Genomic DNA, 22,070 nt, shown 5'->3' with positions numbered 1-22,070 from the left:
ATTATCTCGCTACAGGGAAAAAAACAGCCGCTATCACAAACGCCAGTACAGAGGCGATGATACCGAACATAAATACATTATAGGAAATGCGGAGCAATTTATACTTGCGTCCCAACACCACACCCAGGTGATAAATATCCTGGATCATGTTACCGTACAGGTATTCGGAGTTGCTCATGATCGTTTCCATGCCACGCTCGTAATCGAGGTACTGCATCTGATGAAAATTACCAAAGAACAACAGGTTGGCTTTCTTATCGCGGATATCCGCATCCGTAAACCGGCCACTGCTCACATTTGGGCGGGTGGCCAGCACGGCAAATATGATCGTACTAACGCTGGTAGTAATAAAAATAATCGAAGGCAGAATGTAGCTCGGATAATCTTCCAGCCGCCTGAACATCACCGACACCATGATGGAAATAATGATCGAGTTCACCGAGATCATAATATTCGCCTTTGTATCGGCCATCTGGCTCAGGTGTATATGGTTGGTGGATGTGGTGCGGAACATCGTTTCAATGCCCCTGTCGGGTTTTCTCACTTTCTTGTCTTTATCTTTTTCCTTATGCTCTTCCAGCTTAATTGTATGATTCATGGCATCTGTTGCACCGATAGCGCCCGGCGTAGGTTTAGCCGCGCTTTGTTTAGTAGCTTTATCGGCGGCGAGCAGCGCCTCCCGTTGCTTCTTCTCCAGTTTAGTACGAAGCCTTTCCAGGTTTTCTTCCTTCTGCGATTTTAGCAACGTCTGGCAATAAGAAGTGTGGTAGTGATGCGATTCAAGAAAAGCGATGGAACCCATCGTCCATTGTTCCGATGGTATTTTTTCGCCGGCCACCAGTTCTACTTCGCTGCGCAACCTTTTGTCGGTGTCGCGGTAGTCTTTGGAGCCCAGGTGAAACAGGTCGGCATCACAAACAATTTGTTCCAGCAGGGTATCGGGTGTTTGTGGCAGACGGGTAGCGAGTATACAGGCGCTAACGCCGGCAATGATCGATTCCGGGGCATTGTGTTGCTGAAGGAAAATACGTGCTTCTTCGGCACCGCGCTCTTCGTGACCTTTGCGCACGCCGAGTACGTAACCCATGTCATGGAACCAGCCGGCAATCATGACGATCGTAAGATCATCGTCGCGCAGGCGATAAAACGCACTGATCTGGGTAACAGCCTTCACCACCTGGCGCGTATGTCCAAGGTTGTGATACACCAGCACGGGGTTGGCGTTTTGTTCGAATTGTTGCGTAACGTATGCTTCTGCAGCTTCAATGAGAAGGCCTGTTTCCATATGATTAAGAGTTAAAAGCAGCACTTGAATGAGAGCAATTTACAGCATTTTTTGCGTTAATTTTACGACTCAAACATTGAGTATGAAACTGTATCCATGCTTTGCTTTGCTGCTTGCATTACTCTCCTGCAATGGCCTCACCGACGGCCAGGGCAGCAAATACGCCTCTCCTGCAGGGTACGATCTTAACACTCCGCAAAAGCTACATGTCCGAGAATCTATGCAAGAGATTTCCGGAATTATCCATCATGAACGGGACGGCATGTTTATGGCCATCAACGATGAAGAAGGGCGCATCTTCAAGATGGACGTTACCGTAGACGAGCCTTATGAGAACTGGAAGTTCGGCAAGAATACAGACTACGAAGACCTCGCCTTCACCGGGGAGGACTACCTGGTGCTGAAGAGTAATGGTATGCTTTACTGGGTCGAGAATATGTTTACTGACAGCGTTTCATCGCTTTCGTACGAGGCGCCGGTAAAAGGGAAACGCGAGTTTGAAACGGCATACTACGACAAGGCGGCCAAGGGCGTGATCATCATCTGTAAAAGCTGTGAGGTCGATAAAAAGATGGGCCGCACCAGCGCTTACCGGTTCGATATCAACACAAAAACATTCGATAATGAACCTTATTTCCAGATAAATGTCGAAGAGATATCGAAGCGGGTAAAGGAAAAGAAAGACAAACTAAAAGCCTTTCAGCCTTCTGCAGCAGCAATTCACCCCTTACAGAAGCGGCTTTACATCGTTTCGTCGGTAAACCACCTGCTCGTCATCACCAGCCTCAAAGGTGGCGTGGAAGAGGTGTTCGACTTGCCGCATAAACGCTTCAGGCAGCCGGAAGGGATTACGTTTGCACCTAACGGCGACATGTATATATCAAACGAAGCAGGAGAAGGCACGGCCAACATCCTGAAATTCACTTATCAACCAAGCAGGTAATATGCAAGCTTTCAGAAGATTGGCGGCACTCGTTGCCATCGCAATAATGACGCAGCAGGCCGTAAAAGCCCAGGATGTATTGCAACGCATCATCCTCATCGGCGATGCGGGCGAACTGCACCAGGGCAAAAATGCGGTGATCGATGCGGTAAGGCAACGCATCGACCTGAACAAAGGAAACAATACCATACTTTTCCTGGGAGACAACATCTATCCGAAGGGATTACCGTCCGAAGCCGCGAAAACTTACCCGGCCGCAAAGGCAATCATCGATTACCAGATCGGCCTGGTAAGAGGAACTACCGCCAACGGGTATATTATTCCGGGCAACCACGACTGGAAAAAACAAGGTCCCGGTGGCTGGGAAACAGTACGTAACCAGCAACGGTACATCGATTCGCAGTACCTCCCTAATGTGCAATTCTTTCCCAAAGATGGGTGCCCCGGACCGGTAGGCGTGCCAATCGGCAACAGCATCCTGCTCATTATGATGGATAGCGAATGGTGGCTGCATCAATATGAAAAACCAGGGCTCACTTCGTCCTGCGATTGTAAGAATGAGGACGAAGTGACAACGGCCATTACGGACCTCATCCTTCGTAATCCGGGTAAACTGGTGGTATTCGCTACGCATCATCCGTTCCGCAGTTACGGCCCTCACGGCGGTTACTACACCTTAAAACAACACATCTTCCCTTTTACAGACCTGAATCGCTCGCTGTACATTCCGCTACCTGTCATCGGTTCCATCTACCCTATTACCCGTGGCGTATTCGGCACGCCGGAAGATATTCCGCATCCGCAATACCAGCGCATGATCAAAAGCGTGGAGGCAGCAATACCGGCCGACCAGCCTACCGTATTCGTTTCCGGGCATGATCACACGCTGCAGTTTATCCGGGACAAACGTTTCCCGTACATCGTAAGCGGTGCCGGTGCGAAAGATAACCGTGTACGAAAAGGCAAAGGTTCGGAATTTGCCACCTGCGAAAATGGTTACACTGTGCTGGAAATGCTGGCGGATAGCACGCTGCGTGTGAATTTTTATAATGACGAATCTGCCACGCCGCTATTTACCACCACGGTCATGAAACTGACGTCCCAAAAGCTGCAGCAAACCGCGCCGGTATCTGGTAAAAAGATAGGTGATACGGTGGTGGTTGCCATAGATCCTGCATACAACAAGGCCGGGGTTATCCATCGCAAACTGTTAGGCGACAACTATCGCGCGGAATGGGCGCAGCCAATGAGTTTCCCGGTGATGGACCTGCAACGTGAAAAAGGCGGATTGAAAATATTACAACGTGGCGGCGGTAAACAAACCAGCTCGCTGCGGCTGGAAGATAGTGCCGGCAATGAATGGGTATTACGCTCCCTTCGTAAAAACCCGATCGTTGCCGTACCAGTGCCTTTACGCGAAACGTTTGCAGTAGATCTTGTGCAGGACCAGATATCCGGCGCCAATCCTTATGCGCCGCTCGTCGTGGCTCCACTGGCCACCGCCGCGGGCATTCCACATGCCAATCCAAAACTGGTATATCTGCCGAAAGACACTTCGCTTGGCATTTACCGCAACGACTTCGGCGACCAGGTATACCTGTTCGAGGAGCGCGAACCCGGCAGCGAGAAAAAGACTTACAACACCGAGAAGATGCTCGAAAAGCTGCACGGTGACAACGATAACGAGGTTGACCAGCACGCCGCGCTGCAAGCCAGGCTACTGGATATGCTCATGGCCGACTGGGACCGTCACGACGACCAGTGGCGCTGGGGAATGGCGAAAGAGAAAAAAGGGCGGTATAGTTTTTATCCAGTACCGCGCGACCGCGACCAGGCATTTTATGTAAACGAGGGCGTCATCACACGTATGTTGAGCTGGCGCTTCCTGCTGCCATTCGTACAGGGCTTCCGCGAAAAAATCCCCTACATCCAGGGCTTCAACTTCAATCCGCGTTACTTCGATCGCTCGTTCCTGAACGAACTAGATGAAAGCGACTGGCACAAACAAACACAAAAGTTTGTGGCCACCATGAACGACGAGGTATTGAAAAACGCAGTCGGCTATTTTCCGGACAGTATTGAACACCTGCCGGCTACCGCGCGCACGTACGACGTGCTGAAAGCCCGCAGAGCCATCCTTGAGGAACAGGCGCTGAAGCATTATCGCTTTATTTCGAAAGGTGTTGATGTGACAGGCAGCGAAAAGCATGAACTGTTCCAGGTGGAAAGGCTGGATGACGGCAAGGTGAAGGTGAAGGTTTCGAAGATTGCCAAAAGCGGTGATGTGGAGCAGACGCTTTATAAACGCACCTTCGACCCCAAGGTGACCAAAGAAATACGACTGTTCAGCCTCGGTGGTAAAGACCGGTTCGAATTATATGGAGACCACCGCTCCCCCATCCGCATCCGTATGATCGGTGGTAAAGATGCTGATACGTATATCGACAGTACTAACGGCCACTTCGGTAAACGCGTACAGATTTACGACCTTAATAATGGCAGCGACTCGTTCAACATGGCGCATCGCAACGCACGCCTGCGCTTGTCGTCGGACCCGGCAATTATTGAATACAACCGTAAAGCATTTTTGTATGATAAAGTGGTGCCCTTAGTTTTCGCCGCCTACAACCTCGATGATGGTATATCACTCGGCGCTGGTGTGCAATACACAAATCACGGATTTCGCAAACTGCCGTTCAAGTCGAAGCAAACGCTCACTTTCAGCCATGCCATCGCTACGCAGGCTTATAACTTCCATTACAACGGGCATTTCACCGATGTAATTGGCCGCACCGACCTGCTGGTGGATGGCCGCGCACGCGCACCACATAATACGATCAACTTCTTCGGGCTGGGTAACGATACAAAGTTCGATAAAGAGGTAACGGAAAAGCCGATTCAATACTACCGTACGCGCTTTAATTACTACACCGCCGATGTGTTGCTGAGCACCAAACTTGGCAACAAAATCAACGTCGCATATGGCCCGACCGTAAATGTATATTCATTCGACAGGCAGGACAATGACGATCGTTACATCAACAACTTCGATGATAACAAACTTGATTCGTTCAGCATTAACCAGCATAAATACCACGCGGGCGGCAAGTTGCGGCTGGAGATAGACACACGTAACAATACGTTGATCCCATCGCGCGGCATTCACTGGACCACGACGCTTACAGGCAACGTCGGACTCAATGACTTCAGCCGTAATTATTCGCAGCTGAAGTCGGACCTGAGCTTGTACCTGTCCTTCCGCGAACCGGCGAACTTCGTAGTCGTAACAAGATTCGGTGCCGGCCACACCTGGGGAAGTTATGAATACTTCCAGGCGCTATCGCTGGGTAGCAACAGCAACCTGCGGGGCTTCCGCAATAACCGTTTTGCCGGTCGTACGATGGCGTATAACAATACGGAGTTCAGGTTAAAGTTGTTCCAGTTCAGCACGCGGGTGCTGCCCGCCACGGTCGGCCTCATCGGCTTCAACGACGTAGGCCGGGTATGGGTGCCCGATGAAAAGTCAAGCTCCTGGCACGATGGCTACGGCGGTGGCTTCTATCTCTCACCGATTAATATGTTCATTATTACGGCAGAACTGGCGCACTCCAAAGAAGGCTTGCTGCCTTACTTCTCGCTCGGATTTAAGTTTTAACAGGTCAACGTATGTGCATAAAAAAATCCCCTGGCACATTACACGCCAGGGGATTTTTATTTTATTCTCTACTTACTCAAAATTAATTTCTACCCTCATCGCTTTCAAACCACTGATGCCCTGCAGTTCTTCCAGTTCCAGCATTTCAATACCAGGTTTCAGTATGTTTTTATTTTGAAGGAATTCGATGTACTTACGATATTCATCCGCCTCTCTCGCGTAGGAATACACTAGAGCGATAGTACCCGGCTGCGTAAGCCTTTGTTTCGTTTCGCGAATGCGTACTTTGTCAATACGCTTCTTCATGATCTCGTAACGGATATTGTAGGCACCTTCCACATCAAACCGGCGCTCGTCCTTTCGGAAGCTGATCTCGATCGGGTTACTGTGTACGAGAATGAGCTGTGTCGTCTGCAACGGCACCTTTAACGTCGGCGATAATTTATGCGTTTCGCGCGCAATGGCCGCCATCGATGTAAGCTGCCACAGGCGCAGGTTGCGCAGGTACAACAAGTCGAATTTTTTATCCGGCGCAATAGATTGTCCGATATAAATATTGTATTCCACGCCGTCCGTACGATATTTTTCGAAGTAACATGGGAAGGATTCCTGTACCGCCTCGCGCTCGTTTTCGAGGTAAGCATTAACGACAGTATTGATCTGTCCCAGGCTATCTTCGTACTCCCGGCGATGGTGAAAAACGTGACCGCTTTCTTTGTCGACTTTGCTAAAATAACTCTCCAGCACCTCTTTTAGAGTCGGATAGCCCTCGTACAGGTGCTGCAATGTAGGTGCAATCTCCTGGTCCAGGAAGTCGTTGATGCGCACTTCATCTTCAGCGAACAAGGTATCGCCGATGCTGTTGAGCAGCACATTATTTTTATACTGCAACTCCTCGAGCAAAGGCAGTTTTATTTGTCCGTTAATGTCAACGAACGTCTGTGCGATCAGTTGCAGTTGTTCCCGCAAGTCCTCGCGGATGGCCGTACCACGTTCGATGCTTGAATTACGGATGTCGATTGCGCCGTATAAAGGCTGTACACCTTCGAAACGAATGTTACCGATCTCTTTGGCATCATTGGCCAGGTAATCCCAGGCAGCCTCCGTAAATTTCCATTCCACCGCAGGTTGCAGGGCTGTAAACTTCTCCTTGATCACTTCCCCTATACGCTCATTCGCGATCTGGCGCGAGCGGCGCAATAACAAGGCAATGCTTGGATACACCGGCGTTAGTTGCATCATCACGTCATAATCCAATACTTCTGGTGTAGCGGAAGAAATTTCCAGCACGCCGAGCATATCGTTTTCGTGGTGAACAGGCAGCAGTATATAACTGTTGATGCCATTCAACGGCAAGTATTTCATGAACCCGTACACCTGCGCCACATCGCGGGTAACTTTCGACAGTACCAGCGGTTCTTTATTTTGGGTAAGATGTTCCAGCAGCTGGAGATACAGGCTCTGTCGCTCCGACTCGTTGCGCGCATTGCCCATCAGGATGCTCGAATTGCAGGAGCATTCCTCTACCACCCATTTGTTATTCACCTTTAGGAACGGTATCACATTTACGTTTACGTCCTTGATGCTGAGCAGCGATTGCAGGTAGTCCTGCAGCTGAAGGTAATTTTCTTCTTCATTACCGGCGCGAAGGTCCAGCACCATATTTTTAATGCCGGCCATTACTTCCTGCTCCGTAATGTCTTGCACTGACCATACGACAAAACCTTCCAGCTGGAACAATTCCAGCGGTAACAGTTCCTGCAGACGGCTGATGCTGCGTTGTTTGATGGCCATTTTGCAGGCCTCGCCGCAGTCGAATACAGGCAGCTCGCCTTTCACCTTAATATCTACAAAACGCGAGTCGATAAATACCTTCACGTAACGCTTCACGCCCGTTTCCGGGTTTACAATCGCATGCACCATTTCATTTTCCTGCTTCACAGGGAAATCGTACAGGCGTTCCAGTATCAGCTTGTAAAGCCATACCAGCTTGTCTTTCTTCACCTTGTCCAGCGACATGCCTGCCGGCACGGCCCTTAGCTCTTCGCCCTTTACGGAGAAGGTGTCATGAAACATCTGGCTATAGTGAAACAGCATAAACCGGTACGGCATACCGATCGCGTAAATGTCTTTCTTTTCGTTATTGGTAATGGGAAACACTGTCGATATCACCAGGTCGAAATAGTCCCTGTATTTCTCGGACTCGGCTTTAATGTCGATCGGTCCGGACAGGGCGGGATTACTCTCAAACTTATCGATAATGAGTTGATAGAAAGAGGCGGTCGCACCCGAGGAACTAACTACCTTATCCTTCAGAAACCGAAGGAATGGGCCGAAAGAAACCTGCGTATCAACTAACAGATCATCTTTGAAAAGCGTGGGATGTGCAGTCAACGTTTTCATATAAAAAATGTAATAAATGCCAGGTATTATTCAATACCCCTCTAAAGCATTACAAGTAGCAGCCGGTAGGAAAACTAATCAGATCTGTTAAACAGTGAAGTGTGTGGGGACAAAGGTACACAAAATTACGATTCCGCGCTTTTTTTCAAATAGATATAACTCCTGCCCGCAACGGCATCATCGAACGTAAGCGGCTCGCTATCAACATGTTTGAGGAAGTAAGCACATAACCCGAAGTCGCCTACACAACACAGAGTATGAAAACATAAAGTTCCCATGAGTGCCAACTGCCAGGCAGGCGCACACCAGGGGATCACCATCAACCCGGTTAAAGAAATTGCGACGAAAGGTGCCAGTCCGATCCGGTAATATTGCCGCGCCCCCAGTACCTGTAGATGAGCAACGGCGTAAAAAACGAGGTAGCGCCAGATGACGCCATAGCGCACATCCTTTGCACCATAATACTTAAACGCCAGCCCGTGTATCCATTCGTGTAAGGGAATAAGTACGGCAGTGAGTAACACGCCCAGGACAACGTAACCCACTGCCGCCCAAAACGACAACTGCTTCAGTACCAGGCACCTGGCGACTGAAGCAGTTGTTATCAAAAAGAATAAAATTGTGATCAGCTTGAATGCACGAACGAACGCATTGTTCGCTCCAAAGCCTTCCCGTACCGGCTGTAACATCTCACGAAAACTAAAGCTGTCTGCCAGTGCATATCCCTGCGATCTCAGTTCTTCGTGTACCCGCTCCGGTGTGCCCATTTACAAAGCGATTTCTACCTGGTTTTTCAGCAGGTCGTCGATCGTATCGCGTTTGCGGATCAGGTGCGGTTTGCCATCTTTGATCATCACTTCCGCCGGTTTCAGGCGGGAGTTGAAGTTAGATGACATTTCAAATCCATAGGCGCCGGCGTTATAGAACACCAGGAAATCGCCTTCGCGCACTTCGGTAATCTTACGATCCCAGCCGAAGGTGTCGGTTTCGCAAATATTCCCCACTACGGTATAAATGCGTTCGGTACCCTGCGGGTTGGAAATGTTGCGGATCAGGTGGAAGCTATCGTAAAACATCGGGCGTATCAGGTGGTTAAAACCGGAGTTCACCCCAACAAATACAGTTGCCGTCGTTTGTTTGATCACGTTAGCTTTCACTACAAAGTAACCGCACTGGCTTACCAGGTACTTTCCTGGTTCGAACCACAATTGCAGCGGACGTTTGTATTTCGCAGAAAATTTATTGAACGCCTCAGTGAGTTTTTCGCCCAGCAAGTCGATGTCTGTTTCAGGATCACCAGGCTGGTAAGCTACTTTAAAGCCGCTGCCCAGGTCAATGCTTTCCAGGTCCGGAAAATGTTCGGTCATTTCAAACATGATCTCCACACCACGCAAAAACACATCCACGTCCTTGATCTCGGAACCTGTGTGCATATGCAAACCGGTTACTTTCAGTTTGGTCGATTTCACGATGCGCTCGATGTGGCGGATCTGGTGAATGGAAATACCGAATTTGCTGTCCACGTGGCCGGTAGAGATCTTGAAGTTCCCGCCCGCCATGATGTGCGGGTTCAGGCGGATGCAGATTGGATAGCTGCCACCGAACGTGTTCCCGAATTGCTCCAGGATCGAAATATTATCGATATTGATGTTTACACCCAGCTCCTTGGCTGCAATAATCTCCTGCAGGTCCACACAGTTAGGCGTAAAAATGATATTCTTCGGATCAAAACCCGCACGCAGGCCCAATTCCACTTCCTGGATAGAAACTGTGTCCAGACCGCAGCCCAGCGAGTTCATATAGCGCAGGATGTTGATGTTGGTAAGTGCCTTACAGGCATAGAAGAAGCGGGTGTCCGACTTCGCGAACGCCTGTTTCAGCTTGGTATACTGGGTTTTAATTTTCTCAGCATGATAGATGTACACGGGGGTACCAAATTCTTCCGCCACTTTCACCAGGGTGCTGGCAGACAAAACATCGCTTTGCGTTTTTGGCATCGATTTAATGATTGAATGTGCGAAATTAAGAGAAAAGGCGAAGAAACACAGGATTATTCTTCCTCTTCGTTCACCATGAAGCCGTCCAGGTCGCGGCGCTCCTTCTTAGTAGGCCGCCCGATCTTACTTGGCCGCTTACCGGTATTGAAGCTGGATGCCATGCGCTGGTTCTGCTGCTGGTCTTCCTCCGGAGTGATATCTACATAATATTTCACCGCCTCCGAGTATTGCACACGGTTGTGCAGCAGGCCCGTTACCTCTATCTTCCATTTTCGCGCTTCCGTTTTTATTTCGTACTGATCGCCCAGCGACACCTGTTTGGCCGCTTTTACGGCAGTCCCGTTCAGCTTCACCTTGCCGCTGTCGCAGGCGGCGGCAGCCATCGTGCGGGTTTTAAATATGCGGATAGACCATAGGTATTTATCCACTCTCAGTTTCTCGTTACTCATACCACGAATTTATTACAAATCCTTCATGCAGCGAAGGTTACCATCGGGTGAAATTTACGCCTGTGCTTTCATCCCGGCGGGATATTGCGTACCTTTCGTACCTGGATTTATTGACAATGAAGAGAAATTATTTGTTCTACCCGGTGATCATCGGCATTTTTGGACTGATGATCTGGTTTGTAATCGCGCAGGGCGAGAAGCTCGTGCCCGAAAATGTGGCGACGCAAGTGTCTGAGAACATGGTCCCGGCGGCCAATGAACCCGGCATCCTGCAGGAACTTACCAGCCATATGCGATTGCCGCTCAGCATGCTGCTCGTCCAGATCGTACTGATCCTGGGCGTGTCCCGCCTGTTCGGCGCACTTGCACGCAAAATCAAACAACCTGCCGTAGTAGGCGAAATCCTGGCCGGCATCCTGCTTGGCCCATCGCTGTTCGGCATGATATGGCCCGAAGGCATGAATGCGATATTTCCCAAATCCAGCCTTAGTAGCCTTCAATTTCTTAGCCAGATAGGCCTCGCGTTTTTTATGTTCATCGTAGGCATGGAGCTGGACGTAGAGAAAATCCGCAACAAAGCCCACGACGCTGTGATGATCAGCCATGCGAGCATCGTGGTGCCCTTCTTTTTAGGAGTAACACTCGCCTATTTCATCTACCAGCACTACGCTCCGGCCAATGTCGGCTTCCTGGCGTTCTCGCTTTTTATGGGTATCGCGATGAGCATTACCGCCTTCCCGGTGCTGGCGCGCATTGTGCAGGAACGTAAATTAACCGGCACGCCGCTCGGCACATTAGCCATTACCTGCGCCGCGGCCGACGATGTAACGGCCTGGTGTATCCTGGCGGCCGTCGTAGCGATCGCGCAGGCGGGTTCTATACTGGGCGCGCTGGTAACGATCGGACTGTCCGCCATTTTCGTGGTTGGTATGCTGTATATCATCAAACCCTGGCTCAGGAAACGGATGGTAAAACAACCTGAATACGGTGAAAAGATGAGTCAAAGGCATGTAGCGCTCGCGTTCTTCACTTTACTTATCGCGGGGTATATCGCAGAAATCATCGGCATTCATATGCTTTTTGGCGCTTTCCTCGCCGGTGTGATCATGCCTTCTGAAATGAATATTAAACAATTACTGACGGATAAACTGGAGGATGTAAGCATCCTGATCCTCCTACCAATTTTTTTCGCCTTCACCGGTTTACGTACGCAAATCGGCCTGTTGAACGAAGGTCACCTGTGGGTGGTGTTCGGCTTCATTATGCTGGTAGCAGTAGGCGGCAAATTCGGAGGCAGCACCCTTTCCGCCCGCCTCGTGGGCCAGCCCTGGAGCGATGCCATTTCCATCGGTGCCCTCATGAATACCCGGGGATTAATGGAACTCGTCGTGCTGAATATCGGGTACGACCTCGGCATCCTCACCCCGCAAATCTTCGCGATGATGGTGCTCATGGCCCTCGCCACCACCTTCATGACCGGCCCGATCCTCGACGCTATCAATTACGCTGCCCGCCGCAAAGCCGCAGTAGCAGTATAAATATTGATCTTCTTCTTAAAGCTCCATGTGACCCGCGTTGCATGGAGCTTTTTTTCTCCTTCAACTCCCTCCCCAGCCGCCGTTGTGTCACTCACTTGTACGGCAGTTTCGCTTTTCGGCGAAGCGGCTCCGCTTTTCTTTCGTGGCCACAAACTGAAGCCTTCTTCATATGCGATCTTCGCACAAGTAGTTCATGGCTGCCAACCCTACTGCCGCGAAGACTAAAGCGTAAGTTCGCTTCCTTCCAGTCGCGATGACGATGAAAGTTGTTCATCCACTTCGTGGATTCGCCTCATCAAACAAACCTGAAAGTCACTCCCTTGCACACTATGCCTCCTACGGTCATCTTTTTACGCACATTATAACTACCCATAAAAACAAAAGAGGCCACCGCTTCCGGTGACCTCTTCAATATATTTCAACAAGCGTTATTTCAGTTTGGTATTGCTTACGCTAGCTCCTGTTTTCTTCTTAGCAACAGGCTTCTTTTTAGCCACCGCTTTCTTAGTAGCAGCTGGTTTCTTGGCCACGGTTGCTTTTGTAGCGGCAGGCGCCTTTACATCCGCTTTCGGCACCGGTGGCGGAAACTTGCTGCGGTCTACATTAGAAGCTTTGTCATCAAGTGCGATCTGAAGCGATTCTTTCAGGATCTCTTCTTTTTCAGCCTGGAACTCTTTCATTTTATCTTTCGGAATGCGCAGCTCGTAGCTGTTGTCAGCGCCGGCCATGCCTTCATAGAAGTTTGGGTTCAGGCGTTGCAGGTCGTCGTTTTCGATCTGCAGCCTTTTAGCGATCGCTTCCAGCCTGTATTTACCGGTAACGGTAAACACCACTGTATTGTAGAGCTCCTCATCTGTCAGCGGTTTTGCTGGCAGGGCGGGCATTGCGATAGCTACTTGTTTTGGTTTCCCTTCGTCACCTACACCGAAGAAGGCGTTAAACCTGTCGAGGATGTAACCGGTGGCAATGAACTTGTACACGTGGTTGCGGGATTCTGCCGGCAGGAAGTACTGGATACCCCAGAAATCCTGTCTGCCACTCATTTTCTGCGCACGGGTTACGCCACCCGGACCACAATTGTAAGCAGCTACTACGAGTAACCAGTCGTCAAACTGACCGTTCAGTTCATTCAGGAATTTGGCGGCAGCCACGGTGGATTTGTAGAAATCTTTACGCTCATCTACCTTTTTGCCAACACTCAAACCGAAAATACGGGCGGTGCTGCTCATAAACTGCCAGGCTCCAACGGCGCCTACGCGGGAGCGTGCGCTGGTGTTAAAGCCAGATTCTATAAGGGCCAGGTATTTCATTTCTTCTGGAATACCATGTTCCTTAAAAATCTTCTCAATCATCACAAAATATGGCTCACTTTTGGTAACCATCACTTGTAAGTGATTGCTGTAGCGGGTAGCGAAGTCGTTGATGTAACCACTCACGTAATGGTTGTTCATCTGTTCGTACACCTTCGGGCTACGAATGGTGGATGGCAACGATGCAGCCGCTTGTTTCAACGGAGTTGTAACAAATTGCGGACGCACAGTGTCCTTGGGTAAATGACCTTTTTTAAGCAATACAGCTGTATCGGCGGCGGCGACAGTTGTCTGAGGCGCGATCTCATTTACCCCATCCTTTGCAGAGACAGACGCAACGGCGCCCATCACCGGTAATAGCATGAGTAAAAAGACTTTCGTCATACGAGTTATATTTTAAACTATAGTTACTTGTTGCTTTATTGCAACAGATTCTTGGCTATCTGTAACAAGTGACCTTCGTCAAATTGCTTCGCTATGATCTGAATCCCATATGGCATCCCATTTGAATGCCTTTGTAGAGGTATAGATATTGCAGGAACCCCTGTGAGATTGGCAAGTACCGTATAAATGTCGGCAAGGTACATGGCAATCGGGTCTTCCATTTTTTCTCCGATCTTAAAAGCAGTGGTCGGAACGGTTGGCAATAGGATAGCATCATAATCCGACAAAATCCCGTTCATCTTTTCTACCACGAGGCGGCGCACTTGCTGCGCTTTCGTGAAGTAGGCGTCGTAATAACCGGCGCTTAGAACGAAAGTCCCAAGCAATATACGCCTTTTTACTTCTTTCCCGAACCCTTCTGACCGGCTTTTTTTGTAAAAATCGTTCAGTTCAAGTCCGCCGGTGGGGGTACGATAACCGTACTTTACACCGTCGAACCGCGACAAGTTGGAGCTCGCTTCGGCTGTCGTCAGCACATAATAAGCGGCAACTACATAGTCAAGGTATTCGAAATCAACCGCTTCCACGGTGTGACCAGTTGCTTTCAGATTGTCAAAGAATTGCTCATAGCCAGTTCGCATCTCAGCATCCAAACCTTCGTGGTGCAATGCATCCCTTAAATACGCGATTTTGTAGGATTTATTGTCTTTCAAACACGACTGATAATCAGGCACCTCTTTTTGAGAGGCGGTGCTATCATAAGTATCCGGACCTGCGATCACTTGTAGAACCGCGGCTACATCAGCAATATCCTTGCCAAAGATGCCAATTTGGTCAAATGAAGAAGCATAGGCAATTAACCCGTGGCGTGAGATACGTCCGTAGGTTGGTTTTAAACCGATAATGCCGCAAAAATCAGCCGGCTGCCGAACGGAGCCGCCGGTGTCGCTTCCCAGGCTTACCAGGCAAAGATCGGCCTGAACGGCCACTGCCGAACCTCCGGACGAACCTCCCGGCACCCGGGAGGTATCCAGTGCATTCAGCACTTTACCATGTGCGGAGTTTTCGTTGCTAGACCCCATCGCAAACTCATCACAGTTCAGGTTGCCTATAATAACAGCATCCGCTTCCAACAGCCTCTCGACTGCCGTAGCGGAATAAAGTGAAGTAAATCCTTTCAGGATATTGGAGGAAGCACTAACCTGGTGACCTTTATAACAAATAACATCTTTGATGCCTGTTACCACGCCACCCAGGGGGCCAAGCCGGGCACCGCTACGTACACGTTCGTCCAACGACCGTGCCCGTTCCAGTGCCTCTTCGGCGAATACTTCTACAAACGCATTTAAATGACGGAACTGATCGATCCGCTCCAAATATTGGCGCACGGCATTTTCACAGGTAGTATTTCCGGCATAGAGCGCTTCATGAAAAGACGATATGCTGCTGTATTCAGACAAATCTAAACCAGTTAAAATCTACAATGGGAGATTTGCAAAAAAGAAAAACTCCGGGGAGAGAATATTACGCTCAGTAATTAAACTAATTACTTCTGCTCTGTAGTTGAAGTCGGCTGGTCTTTCATACCGTCCTGGATCTCCTGGCGTACGTTATTCTTAGCGTCGTTAAACTCACGGATACCTTTACCCAGACCACGCATCAGCTCAGGAATTTTCTTACCACCAAACAGCAGCAACACTACCAGGGCAATCAACAGAATCTCAGTCATACCCAGGTCCTGGAACAGTAAAAGCGGCGTTTTTGCGATTATTGAAGTCATTTTCTCAGTTTTAAACGTTTAGCTAACAAAGATAGAGATTAAATCGGGTTTTCCGAGTTAATGCAGGCACTTTAAGTCTAATTTAAGAATTGCTCAATGCGGCATTACCGCACTACCGGGCATAAAAAGAACGGGTACCCAACGGGCACCCGTTATCACAAATTTTCCCTGTATATAAACTAAACCCTTTTCTCTTTGATACGTGCTGCTTTACCTGCGCGCTCACGGAGGTAGAACAGGCGAGCCCTTCTAACTTTACCTACTTTGTTCAGTACGATAGAATCAATGTTGGGAGAATATAAAGGCAAAGTTCTTTCAACACCGATACCATCAGAAATCTTTCTTACGGTAAAAGAAGCTGTAAAGCCTGTACCCTGGATCTTCACTACGTCTCCTTTGAATGACTGGATACGTTCCTTGTTACCTTCTACGATTTTATAGTTAACGGTAACGTTGTCACCTGCTTTGAATTTAGGAAACTGTTTCTTGGCAGTCAGCTGCTCGTGAACAAAAGAAATTGCGTTCATCTTTCAATTATTTAAGGACGGCAAAGGTAAGAAAGAATATTCACAAGTGTTAGATTTTTTGTGAGAAAATGTTGAAAAACACAACATGTCATTCAAACCCCGCGCGTAAGTTATTGGTTTATTGTTTCTTAAGTAAGTCCGGCCGGCGATCTTTCGTGCGTTTCATCGCTTCGTCGTGCCGCCATTCGTCAATTTTACGGTGGTCGCCGCTTAACAGGATCTCAGGCACCTTCCAGCCCCGGAAGTCTTCCGGACGTGTATACACCGGCGGAGCCAGCAAATTGTCCTGGAATGAGTCGAACAGGGCCGATGTTTCGTCATTCAGCACACCCGGTAACAGGCGGCCAATAGAATCTACCAGTACAGCCGCTGCTAATTCTCCACCCGACAATACAAAATCACCGATCGATATCTCCATGGTCACAAAATGCTCCCGGAAGCGCTCGTCAATGCCTTTGTAGTGACCGCAGATCATCAGCAGGTTGCCTTTCAGCGATAAACCGTTTGCCATCCGCTGGTCCAGCGTTTTACCGTCGGGGGTAAGATAAATCACTTCATCATAGGCTACCTGCTTCTGCAGGTCTTCGATAGCATTTACCAGCGGCTCCATCATCATGACCATACCGGCGCCGCCACCAAACTGGTAGTCGTCCACCTGCTGGTGTTTGAAGGTAGAGTATTGCCTCAGATGGTGCACGTTGATTTCCAGCAGTCCTTTTGCTTTCGCTCTTTTCAGAATGGAATGGGAAAACGGGCTTTCCAGCAATTCGGGCAGCACGCTGATGATATCTATTCGCATAATCCCTATTTATAAATGTCCAGCAAGCCCTCTGGCAGGTCGAGGTGAACGGTTTGTTGCTTCTTGTCGACCTTCTGCAGGGTTTGATCGTTGATAGGCAGTAACATCTCCTTTCCGTCCAATGTTACCTTTATCAACACCTGCATCGGCATTTCTATCACCTCTTCCACTACCCCCAGGCTACCTTCGTGCTTATCCTGCACCTGGAAGCCCAGTAACGACAGTGGCGCAGATGACGCGGCCTGTTGTTTAAAATCAGTTTCGGCCAGGTAAATTCCCCGCTGCAACAGCTTACGGGCCTGTTCGGGAGTCGACACCCCTTCCAGCTTTACGTACACATGCTCGTGGTCTTTCGGCTTTGCCCGCTCCATGAAATAGGGAATGAAACTATCTTTCCGCTCTTCCAGGAAAAGTACTTCCACACCTTTAAGCGAGGTACGTTTACCAAGACTGTGCTTGACCACTACCTCTCCTTCCAGGCCGAAAATGGCCGATATTTTACCTATGCTGAAATAATTTGTCATAAACCACCGTGCGGCTGGTGAGGGCCAAAAAGCAAAAAGGGAAAGTTTGCGAGCAAACCTCCCTTTCTGAATATGTTAATCTGTAAGAATTAAGCTTCAGCTTCGCCTTCAGCAGCTGGTTCAGCAGGAGCCGGAGCTTCTTCTACTTTCCTTACTACTGGTGCAGCAACTCTTGCTTTCTTCTGGCTTTCGCGACGGGCAGAAACTTTCTGCTCGTGATCAGCCTGCCATTGTTCGAATTTTTTGTAAGCTGTAGGCTCGTCGAACAGGCCCAGTTTCACACCACGCAGGAGGTGTTTCAGGTACAGCACACCTTTGAAAGACAGGATCCTTCTAACGGTATCTGTAGGTTGAGCACCTTTCTGCAACCAACGCAGCGCTTTCTCTGTGTCGATGTTGATGGAAGCAGGAACAGTCAGCGGGTTGTAAGTTCCGATCTTTTGGATGAACTTACCATCGCGTGGCGCACGCGCATCGGCTACTACGATGAAGTAAAAAGGTCTCTTTTTTGCGCCATGTCTCTGTAAACGGATCTTTACTGGCATAAATAAGTCGAATTATTTTTTGCGAGTGATTAAATATTGTTTCTATCGGGCAGCAAATGTACATTGAAAATTAATATTTCCCAAAAGTCATTTGCCATTTTTACAAAATTATCCTGTTCATTCCTGTTCACACCATTACTAGCGGCCCATTCTCATTCCTTTCAGGCCTTTTCCGCCGCCGGGCATCTTGTTCATCATCTTCATCATCTGGCGCATCTGCTCGAACTGCTTCATGAACTGATTTACGTCCTGAATGTCTTTACCAGCGCCTTTCGCAATACGTTTACGACGGCTGCCTTCGATCAGGTCGGGATTAGCCCGTTCGGCCGGGGTCATAGAGTTGATCATCGCTTCAATACCTTTGAAGGCGTCGTCGCTGATGTCCAGGTCCTTCACCGCTTTACCTACACCCGGGATCATACCCAGCAGGTCTTTCAGGCTACCCATTTTTTTGATCTGGGAAAGCTGTTCTTTGAAGTCGTCGAAGTCAAATTTGTTCTGGCGGATCTTTTTCTCCAGCTTTTTGGCCTGTTCTTCGTCGAACTGTGCCTGCGCACGTTCTACGAGGGTGGTAATATCACCCATGCCGAGAATACGCTGCGCCATACGTTCCGGATAAAATACATCCAGTGTATCCAGCTTTTCCCCCATGCTCACGAACTTGATCGGCTTCTGCACGGTATACTTGATCGTGAGCGCCGCACCACCGCGGGTATCGCCATCGAGTTTAGTCAGTACCACACCGGAGAAGTCCAGTCTTTCGTTGAACGCCTTGGCGGTGTTCACGGCATCCTGACCAGTCATCGAGTCCACAACGAACAGGATTTCCTGCGGGTTAACGGCCGCCTTTACATTGGCCACCTCGGTCATCATCACCTCATCTACAGCCAAACGGCCGGCGGTATCGATGATCACTACGTTATTGCCTTTCGCTTTCGCCTCTTTGATCGCATTTTCTGCGATCTGTACCGCGTTCTTATTTTCAGGCTCGGAATATACTTCCACCCCGATCTGGCCGCCCAGCACTTTCAGCTGATCGATCGCCGCCGGACGGTAAATGTCGGCCGCTACCAGTAACGGTTTCTTATTTTTCTTTGTTTTGAGGAAGTTGGCCAGTTTACCGGAAAAGGTTGTTTTACCCGAACCCTGCAAACCTGCGATGAGGATCACGGTAGGGTTATTTTTCAGGTCCAGCTCCACTTCGGTGTTGCCCATCAGCTCCACCAGTTCATCTTTCACGATTTTCACCATCAGCTGGCCGGGAGAAATGGCAGTAATTACCTTTTCGCCCATGGCTTTTTCTTTTACCCTGTCGGTAAAGTCCTTGGCTATTTTAAAGTTCACATCCGCATCCACCAGCGCGCGGCGGATCTCTTTCACAGTGGTTGCTACGTTGATCTCGGAAATGCGTCCCTCGCCTTTAAGCTGCTTAAACGCTGAATCCAGCCTCTCCGATAGTGATTCGAACATTGTTGGTGAGTTTTATGGTTACCACCGTTGTGGCGGTGGCTACAAGTATTAATAAAAAATGGTGAATATCAGGATATTCACCATTATAAGGTCTGCAAAAATATGTTTTTTCGAAAAGAAAATGCAAAACGGGACCGCTTATCAGCTACCGAGATAGTTTCTCAGCAGTTTGCTACGGGAGGTGGTACGCAGTTTCGTGATCGCCTTATCCTTGATCTGGCGCACCCTTTCACGGGTTAAACCAAACTTTTCGCCGATATCTTCCAGTGACATCGGATGTTCAACTGCGATACCGAAATACAGGATAATTACATCTTTCTGCCTGTCTGTAAGGGTAGAAAGTGAGCGCTCGATCTCGCGGCGCAGGGAGTCATGGTGATCCAGCTCCTCGTCCGCACTGGATGCGTTCGGATTTTCGAGCACGTCCAGCAGGGAGTTATCTTCCCCGTCGATAAAAGGTGCATCCATCGATACGTGACGGGCAGCAACGCCCAGCGTAGCCTCTACTTCTTCTGTATTGATTTCCAGGATGGTAGCCAGTTCGTCAGGAGACGGCTCCCTTTCAAACTCCTGTTCCAGCTGGGAATATGCTTTACTGATCTTGTTAGACAAGCCAACTTTGTTCAGCGGCAAACGTACAATGCGCGACTGTTCGGCCAAAGCCTGCAGAATTGACTGGCGAATCCACCAAACAGCGTAGGAAATGAATTTGAAACCGCGGGTTTCATCGAAACGCTGTGCAGCTTTGATGAGACCGAGGTTACCTTCATTGATCAGATCACTGAGTGACAAGCCCTGGTTCTGATACTGTTTGGCAACAGATACCACGAAACGCAGGTTAGCTTTGGTGAGTTTCTCCAAAGCGCGCTGGTCGCCCTGTTTAATGCGGATGGCCAGGTTCACCTCTTCTTCAGGCGTAATCAGATCTACTTTGCCGATCTCCTGCAAATACTTCTCGAGAGACTGAGACTCCCGGTTCGTGATAGATTTGGTGATTTTTAGTTGGCGCATTGACATAGCAATCGGAACAGTTACAGGTTAATGAAATGTTAACTTTAGAAGAATGCTGAACAAAAATAACTTTTTTTAGACGTCACCCAAAAAAAATTATTACCTGTTAGACCTTTTTCAATCAAAATCGATTGAAACCGATATTTCCCATAATCGTAGTGGCAGAACTCGTTACAGGAAAGGAAAAACGGGGAATGGTCAACATTGCTCAGTACCTGCAATTTACGGATTAAGTGTATATCGTCCGTTTATCGTCTTTAGAATATCTTTAGTTATAAACAAAATCGATAATATGCAAGAGAATCTTTAGCTGTGAAAATGAACAACTTATTCCGCTAAAAAAAACGCAGAAATAATTTTGATAGACTAAATATTTTTCTATAATTGCAGCATAGATGATTTGATTTTTTTTAATAAAACCGAGCAATGTCAAAGAAAGTGCAATATGAGTTAGAATATCCGGTACGGTGCTCTCCAGGTATCTTATATGAGTTTTTGTCTACTCCCGCCGGATTACAGGAATGGTTTGCAGACAAAGTAGATTTCAGGGATAACGTGTTTTCCTTTTCCTGGAACGGCTCTGCAGAAGAAGCGGAGGTATTGGAACAAGAGGAAGAAGAATTCATCCGTTTACACTGGCTGCATGCGCCTAAAGATGAATTTTTTGAGTTCCGCATCCGCATATCTGATGTAACCAACCAGACTATCCTGATCATTAAAGATTTTGCAGAAAAGAAAGAAGTGGCTGACCAGAGCCAACTTTGGGATTACCAGATCAAAGACCTTTTCCACCGTATCGGAAATTAATGTCTGCTTCCATGCTCATCCAGCAGACCCAGTAGTGTTGTATAATCCTTCTCTGCGTCTGATACTACGTTTTCCCAAACATCCAGTTCATAACGTTTAGCGAACTTCACAAAAGGCCGCCCGAGAATGTTATTTTTCCATACCTGTTCGGTAAATTCGGCAGCAGGGCGGTAATTATCTTCTTCGAAATGGTGCTCCCACGGATCTTCGTTTACGCAAATGTAAAAGCCATTAGCTGCAGTAATTCCCTGGCTGCGAGCAATTTTTTTTCAAACCTACTCTTTTCATCCCCTGATAAATGCAGTGTAAGGCTGAAGCAACGTCCCCACCAGAACAGCGTGCGGATGGCGAAGATATTATTGCCTTTAAAATAGCGAGGGTAATCCAATATCACATAAGGCAGGTCGCGATAGCGTTCGCCTTTAGATATTTTAGCGCCGTGTGACAGGCAGCCTTCCGGCAGCGGAAAGCGGGCTGTGAGCGGATGCGCCGCCAGCACTTCATGCAGCCTGCCGAACAGTTCGTACACCTTTTGCGTGATGTTCAACTTGTGAAAAATCCAAGATGCATCTGTTACGATCGCCCGCTCCTGCGGTGTTAGTCCGAATTGTTCCATAGCTGCCTGAAAATAATTTAACTGTAT

At 48.6% G+C, this 22,070-nt stretch carries 19 protein-coding genes; 4 read left to right on the top strand and 15 right to left on the bottom strand.

Annotation, left to right across the window (positions count from 1 at the left end; genetic code table 11):
* Position 1: 1 nt before the first annotated feature.
* Positions 2-1,285 carry a Pycsar system effector family protein gene (locus tag MKQ68_RS25120; RefSeq protein ID WP_264281462.1) on the bottom strand — a complete coding sequence of 428 codons (1,284 nt, stop codon included), beginning with the start codon at positions 1,283-1,285 and terminating at the stop codon, positions 2-4.
* A gap of 82 nt (positions 1,286-1,367) precedes the next feature.
* Between MKQ68_RS25120 and MKQ68_RS25115 the strand changes: the two genes are divergently transcribed.
* Together MKQ68_RS25115 and MKQ68_RS25110 are read left to right on the top strand one after the other, a co-directional pair.
* Positions 1,368-2,228 (top strand): hypothetical protein, encoded by an 861-nt coding sequence (locus tag MKQ68_RS25115; RefSeq protein ID WP_264281461.1) that lies wholly within the window; start codon positions 1,368-1,370, stop codon positions 2,226-2,228.
* A 1-nt stretch (position 2,229) separates the two neighbouring features.
* Positions 2,230-5,883 (top strand): BamA/TamA family outer membrane protein, encoded by a 3,654-nt coding sequence (locus MKQ68_RS25110; protein ID WP_264281460.1) that lies wholly within the window; start codon positions 2,230-2,232, stop codon positions 5,881-5,883.
* Positions 5,884-5,955: 72 nt separating this feature from the next.
* Here MKQ68_RS25110 and MKQ68_RS25105 read toward each other — a convergent pair whose 3' ends face one another.
* The 4 genes from MKQ68_RS25105 to MKQ68_RS25090 form a co-directional block, all read right to left on the bottom strand.
* Positions 5,956-8,286: a hypothetical protein gene (locus MKQ68_RS25105; protein WP_264281459.1), complete on the bottom strand. Its 2,331-nt coding sequence runs from the start codon at positions 8,284-8,286 to the stop codon at positions 5,956-5,958.
* Positions 8,287-8,411: 125 nt separating this feature from the next.
* Positions 8,412-9,053 carry a DUF3267 domain-containing protein gene (locus MKQ68_RS25100; RefSeq protein WP_264281458.1) on the bottom strand — a complete coding sequence of 214 codons (642 nt, stop codon included), beginning with the start codon at positions 9,051-9,053 and terminating at the stop codon, positions 8,412-8,414.
* Positions 9,054-10,283 (bottom strand): diaminopimelate decarboxylase, encoded by a 1,230-nt coding sequence (gene lysA, locus MKQ68_RS25095; protein ID WP_264281457.1) that lies wholly within the window; start codon positions 10,281-10,283, stop codon positions 9,054-9,056.
* 53 nt (positions 10,284-10,336) lie between these two features.
* The gene (locus tag MKQ68_RS25090) at positions 10,337-10,732 is read right to left on the bottom strand and encodes an RNA-binding S4 domain-containing protein (RefSeq protein ID WP_264281456.1); all 396 of its coding nucleotides are present in this window, start codon (positions 10,730-10,732) and stop codon (positions 10,337-10,339) included.
* Positions 10,733-10,848: 116 nt separating this feature from the next.
* Between MKQ68_RS25090 and MKQ68_RS25085 the strand changes: the two genes are divergently transcribed.
* Positions 10,849-12,270: a cation:proton antiporter domain-containing protein gene (locus tag MKQ68_RS25085; RefSeq protein WP_264281455.1), complete on the top strand. Its 1,422-nt coding sequence runs from the start codon at positions 10,849-10,851 to the stop codon at positions 12,268-12,270.
* Between the two features lie 428 nt (positions 12,271-12,698).
* On the opposite strand, the gene MKQ68_RS25080 is transcribed toward MKQ68_RS25085, so the two are convergent.
* The 9 genes from MKQ68_RS25080 to MKQ68_RS25040 all read right to left on the bottom strand — a co-directional run bounded on the left by MKQ68_RS25080 (position 12,699) and on the right by MKQ68_RS25040 (position 20,620).
* Entirely contained in the window at positions 12,699-13,964 is a 1,266-nt protein-coding gene (locus MKQ68_RS25080; RefSeq protein ID WP_264281454.1) for a lytic transglycosylase domain-containing protein, read from the bottom strand.
* A gap of 35 nt (positions 13,965-13,999) precedes the next feature.
* The gene (gatA, locus tag MKQ68_RS25075; protein WP_264281453.1) at positions 14,000-15,424 is read right to left on the bottom strand and encodes an Asp-tRNA(Asn)/Glu-tRNA(Gln) amidotransferase subunit GatA; all 1,425 of its coding nucleotides are present in this window, start codon (positions 15,422-15,424) and stop codon (positions 14,000-14,002) included.
* An 86-nt stretch (positions 15,425-15,510) separates the two neighbouring features.
* Entirely contained in the window at positions 15,511-15,744 is a 234-nt protein-coding gene (locus MKQ68_RS25070; protein WP_264281452.1) for a Sec-independent protein translocase subunit TatA/TatB, read from the bottom strand.
* Positions 15,745-15,923: 179 nt separating this feature from the next.
* Positions 15,924-16,271, bottom strand: coding sequence for a 50S ribosomal protein L19 (gene rplS / locus MKQ68_RS25065; RefSeq protein WP_264281451.1), 348 nt, complete (start codon positions 16,269-16,271; stop codon positions 15,924-15,926).
* Between the two features lie 118 nt (positions 16,272-16,389).
* Positions 16,390-17,070 (bottom strand): tRNA (guanosine(37)-N1)-methyltransferase TrmD, encoded by a 681-nt coding sequence (gene trmD / locus MKQ68_RS25060; RefSeq protein ID WP_264281450.1) that lies wholly within the window; start codon positions 17,068-17,070, stop codon positions 16,390-16,392.
* A 5-nt stretch (positions 17,071-17,075) separates the two neighbouring features.
* Positions 17,076-17,594 carry a ribosome maturation factor RimM gene (gene rimM, locus MKQ68_RS25055; RefSeq protein ID WP_244841171.1) on the bottom strand — a complete coding sequence of 173 codons (519 nt, stop codon included), beginning with the start codon at positions 17,592-17,594 and terminating at the stop codon, positions 17,076-17,078.
* A gap of 89 nt (positions 17,595-17,683) precedes the next feature.
* A complete protein-coding gene (gene rpsP, locus MKQ68_RS25850) occupies positions 17,684-18,139 on the bottom strand; it encodes a 30S ribosomal protein S16 (RefSeq protein WP_349773799.1) in 456 nt (151 codons plus the stop codon).
* A 138-nt stretch (positions 18,140-18,277) separates the two neighbouring features.
* Entirely contained in the window at positions 18,278-19,609 is a 1,332-nt protein-coding gene (ffh, locus tag MKQ68_RS25045) for a signal recognition particle protein (RefSeq protein WP_264281449.1), read from the bottom strand.
* A 141-nt stretch (positions 19,610-19,750) separates the two neighbouring features.
* Positions 19,751-20,620 carry a sigma-70 family RNA polymerase sigma factor gene (locus tag MKQ68_RS25040; protein WP_248078705.1) on the bottom strand — a complete coding sequence of 290 codons (870 nt, stop codon included), beginning with the start codon at positions 20,618-20,620 and terminating at the stop codon, positions 19,751-19,753.
* Between the two features lie 426 nt (positions 20,621-21,046).
* On the opposite strand from MKQ68_RS25040, the gene MKQ68_RS25035 reads away from it, so the two are divergent.
* A complete protein-coding gene (locus MKQ68_RS25035; RefSeq protein ID WP_244841176.1) occupies positions 21,047-21,427 on the top strand; it encodes an START-like domain-containing protein in 381 nt (126 codons plus the stop codon).
* A gap of 211 nt (positions 21,428-21,638) precedes the next feature.
* Here MKQ68_RS25035 and MKQ68_RS25030 read toward each other — a convergent pair whose 3' ends face one another.
* On the bottom strand, positions 21,639-22,043 hold the full coding sequence (locus MKQ68_RS25030; RefSeq protein ID WP_264281448.1) for a hypothetical protein: 405 nt from the start codon (positions 22,041-22,043) through the stop codon (positions 21,639-21,641).
* Between the last annotated feature and the right edge of the window lie 27 nt (positions 22,044-22,070).

It is taken from the genome of Chitinophaga horti (assembly GCF_022867795.2).
In the GTDB taxonomy this organism is placed as follows: Bacteria; Bacteroidota; Bacteroidia; order Chitinophagales; family Chitinophagaceae; genus Chitinophaga; species Chitinophaga horti.
This window is presented reverse-complemented; position numbering and strand designations above follow the sequence as displayed.

Excerpts from the sequence above, each read along its gene's own strand:
- ffh (WP_264281449.1), bottom strand. The coding sequence starts at position 19,609 with ATGTTCGAATCACTATCGGAGAGGCTGGATTCAGCGTTTAAGCAGCTT.
- MKQ68_RS25115 (WP_264281461.1), top strand. The coding sequence starts at position 1,368 with ATGAAACTGTATCCATGCTTTGCTTTGCTGCTTGCATTACTCTCCTGC.
- rpsP (WP_349773799.1), bottom strand. The coding sequence starts at position 18,139 with ATGCCAGTAAAGATCCGTTTACAGAGACATGGCGCAAAAAAGAGACCT.
- MKQ68_RS25070 (WP_264281452.1), bottom strand. The coding sequence starts at position 15,744 with ATGACTTCAATAATCGCAAAAACGCCGCTTTTACTGTTCCAGGACCTG.
- rplS (WP_264281451.1), bottom strand. The coding sequence starts at position 16,271 with ATGAACGCAATTTCTTTTGTTCACGAGCAGCTGACTGCCAAGAAACAG.
- lysA (WP_264281457.1), bottom strand. The coding sequence starts at position 10,283 with ATGCCAAAAACGCAAAGCGATGTTTTGTCTGCCAGCACCCTGGTGAAA.
- trmD (WP_264281450.1), bottom strand. The coding sequence starts at position 17,070 with ATGCGAATAGATATCATCAGCGTGCTGCCCGAATTGCTGGAAAGCCCG.
- MKQ68_RS25120 (WP_264281462.1), bottom strand. The coding sequence starts at position 1,285 with ATGGAAACAGGCCTTCTCATTGAAGCTGCAGAAGCATACGTTACGCAA.
- MKQ68_RS25090 (WP_264281456.1), bottom strand. The coding sequence starts at position 10,732 with ATGAGTAACGAGAAACTGAGAGTGGATAAATACCTATGGTCTATCCGC.
- MKQ68_RS25040 (WP_248078705.1), bottom strand. The coding sequence starts at position 20,620 with ATGCGCCAACTAAAAATCACCAAATCTATCACGAACCGGGAGTCTCAG.
- MKQ68_RS25105 (WP_264281459.1), bottom strand. The coding sequence starts at position 8,286 with ATGAAAACGTTGACTGCACATCCCACGCTTTTCAAAGATGATCTGTTA.
- MKQ68_RS25080 (WP_264281454.1), bottom strand. The coding sequence starts at position 13,964 with ATGACGAAAGTCTTTTTACTCATGCTATTACCGGTGATGGGCGCCGTT.
- rimM (WP_244841171.1), bottom strand. The coding sequence starts at position 17,594 with ATGACAAATTATTTCAGCATAGGTAAAATATCGGCCATTTTCGGCCTG.
- MKQ68_RS25110 (WP_264281460.1), top strand. The coding sequence starts at position 2,230 with ATGCAAGCTTTCAGAAGATTGGCGGCACTCGTTGCCATCGCAATAATG.
- MKQ68_RS25085 (WP_264281455.1), top strand. The coding sequence starts at position 10,849 with ATGAAGAGAAATTATTTGTTCTACCCGGTGATCATCGGCATTTTTGGA.
- MKQ68_RS25030 (WP_264281448.1), bottom strand. The coding sequence starts at position 22,043 with ATGGAACAATTCGGACTAACACCGCAGGAGCGGGCGATCGTAACAGAT.
- MKQ68_RS25100 (WP_264281458.1), bottom strand. The coding sequence starts at position 9,053 with ATGGGCACACCGGAGCGGGTACACGAAGAACTGAGATCGCAGGGATAT.
- MKQ68_RS25035 (WP_244841176.1), top strand. The coding sequence starts at position 21,047 with ATGTCAAAGAAAGTGCAATATGAGTTAGAATATCCGGTACGGTGCTCT.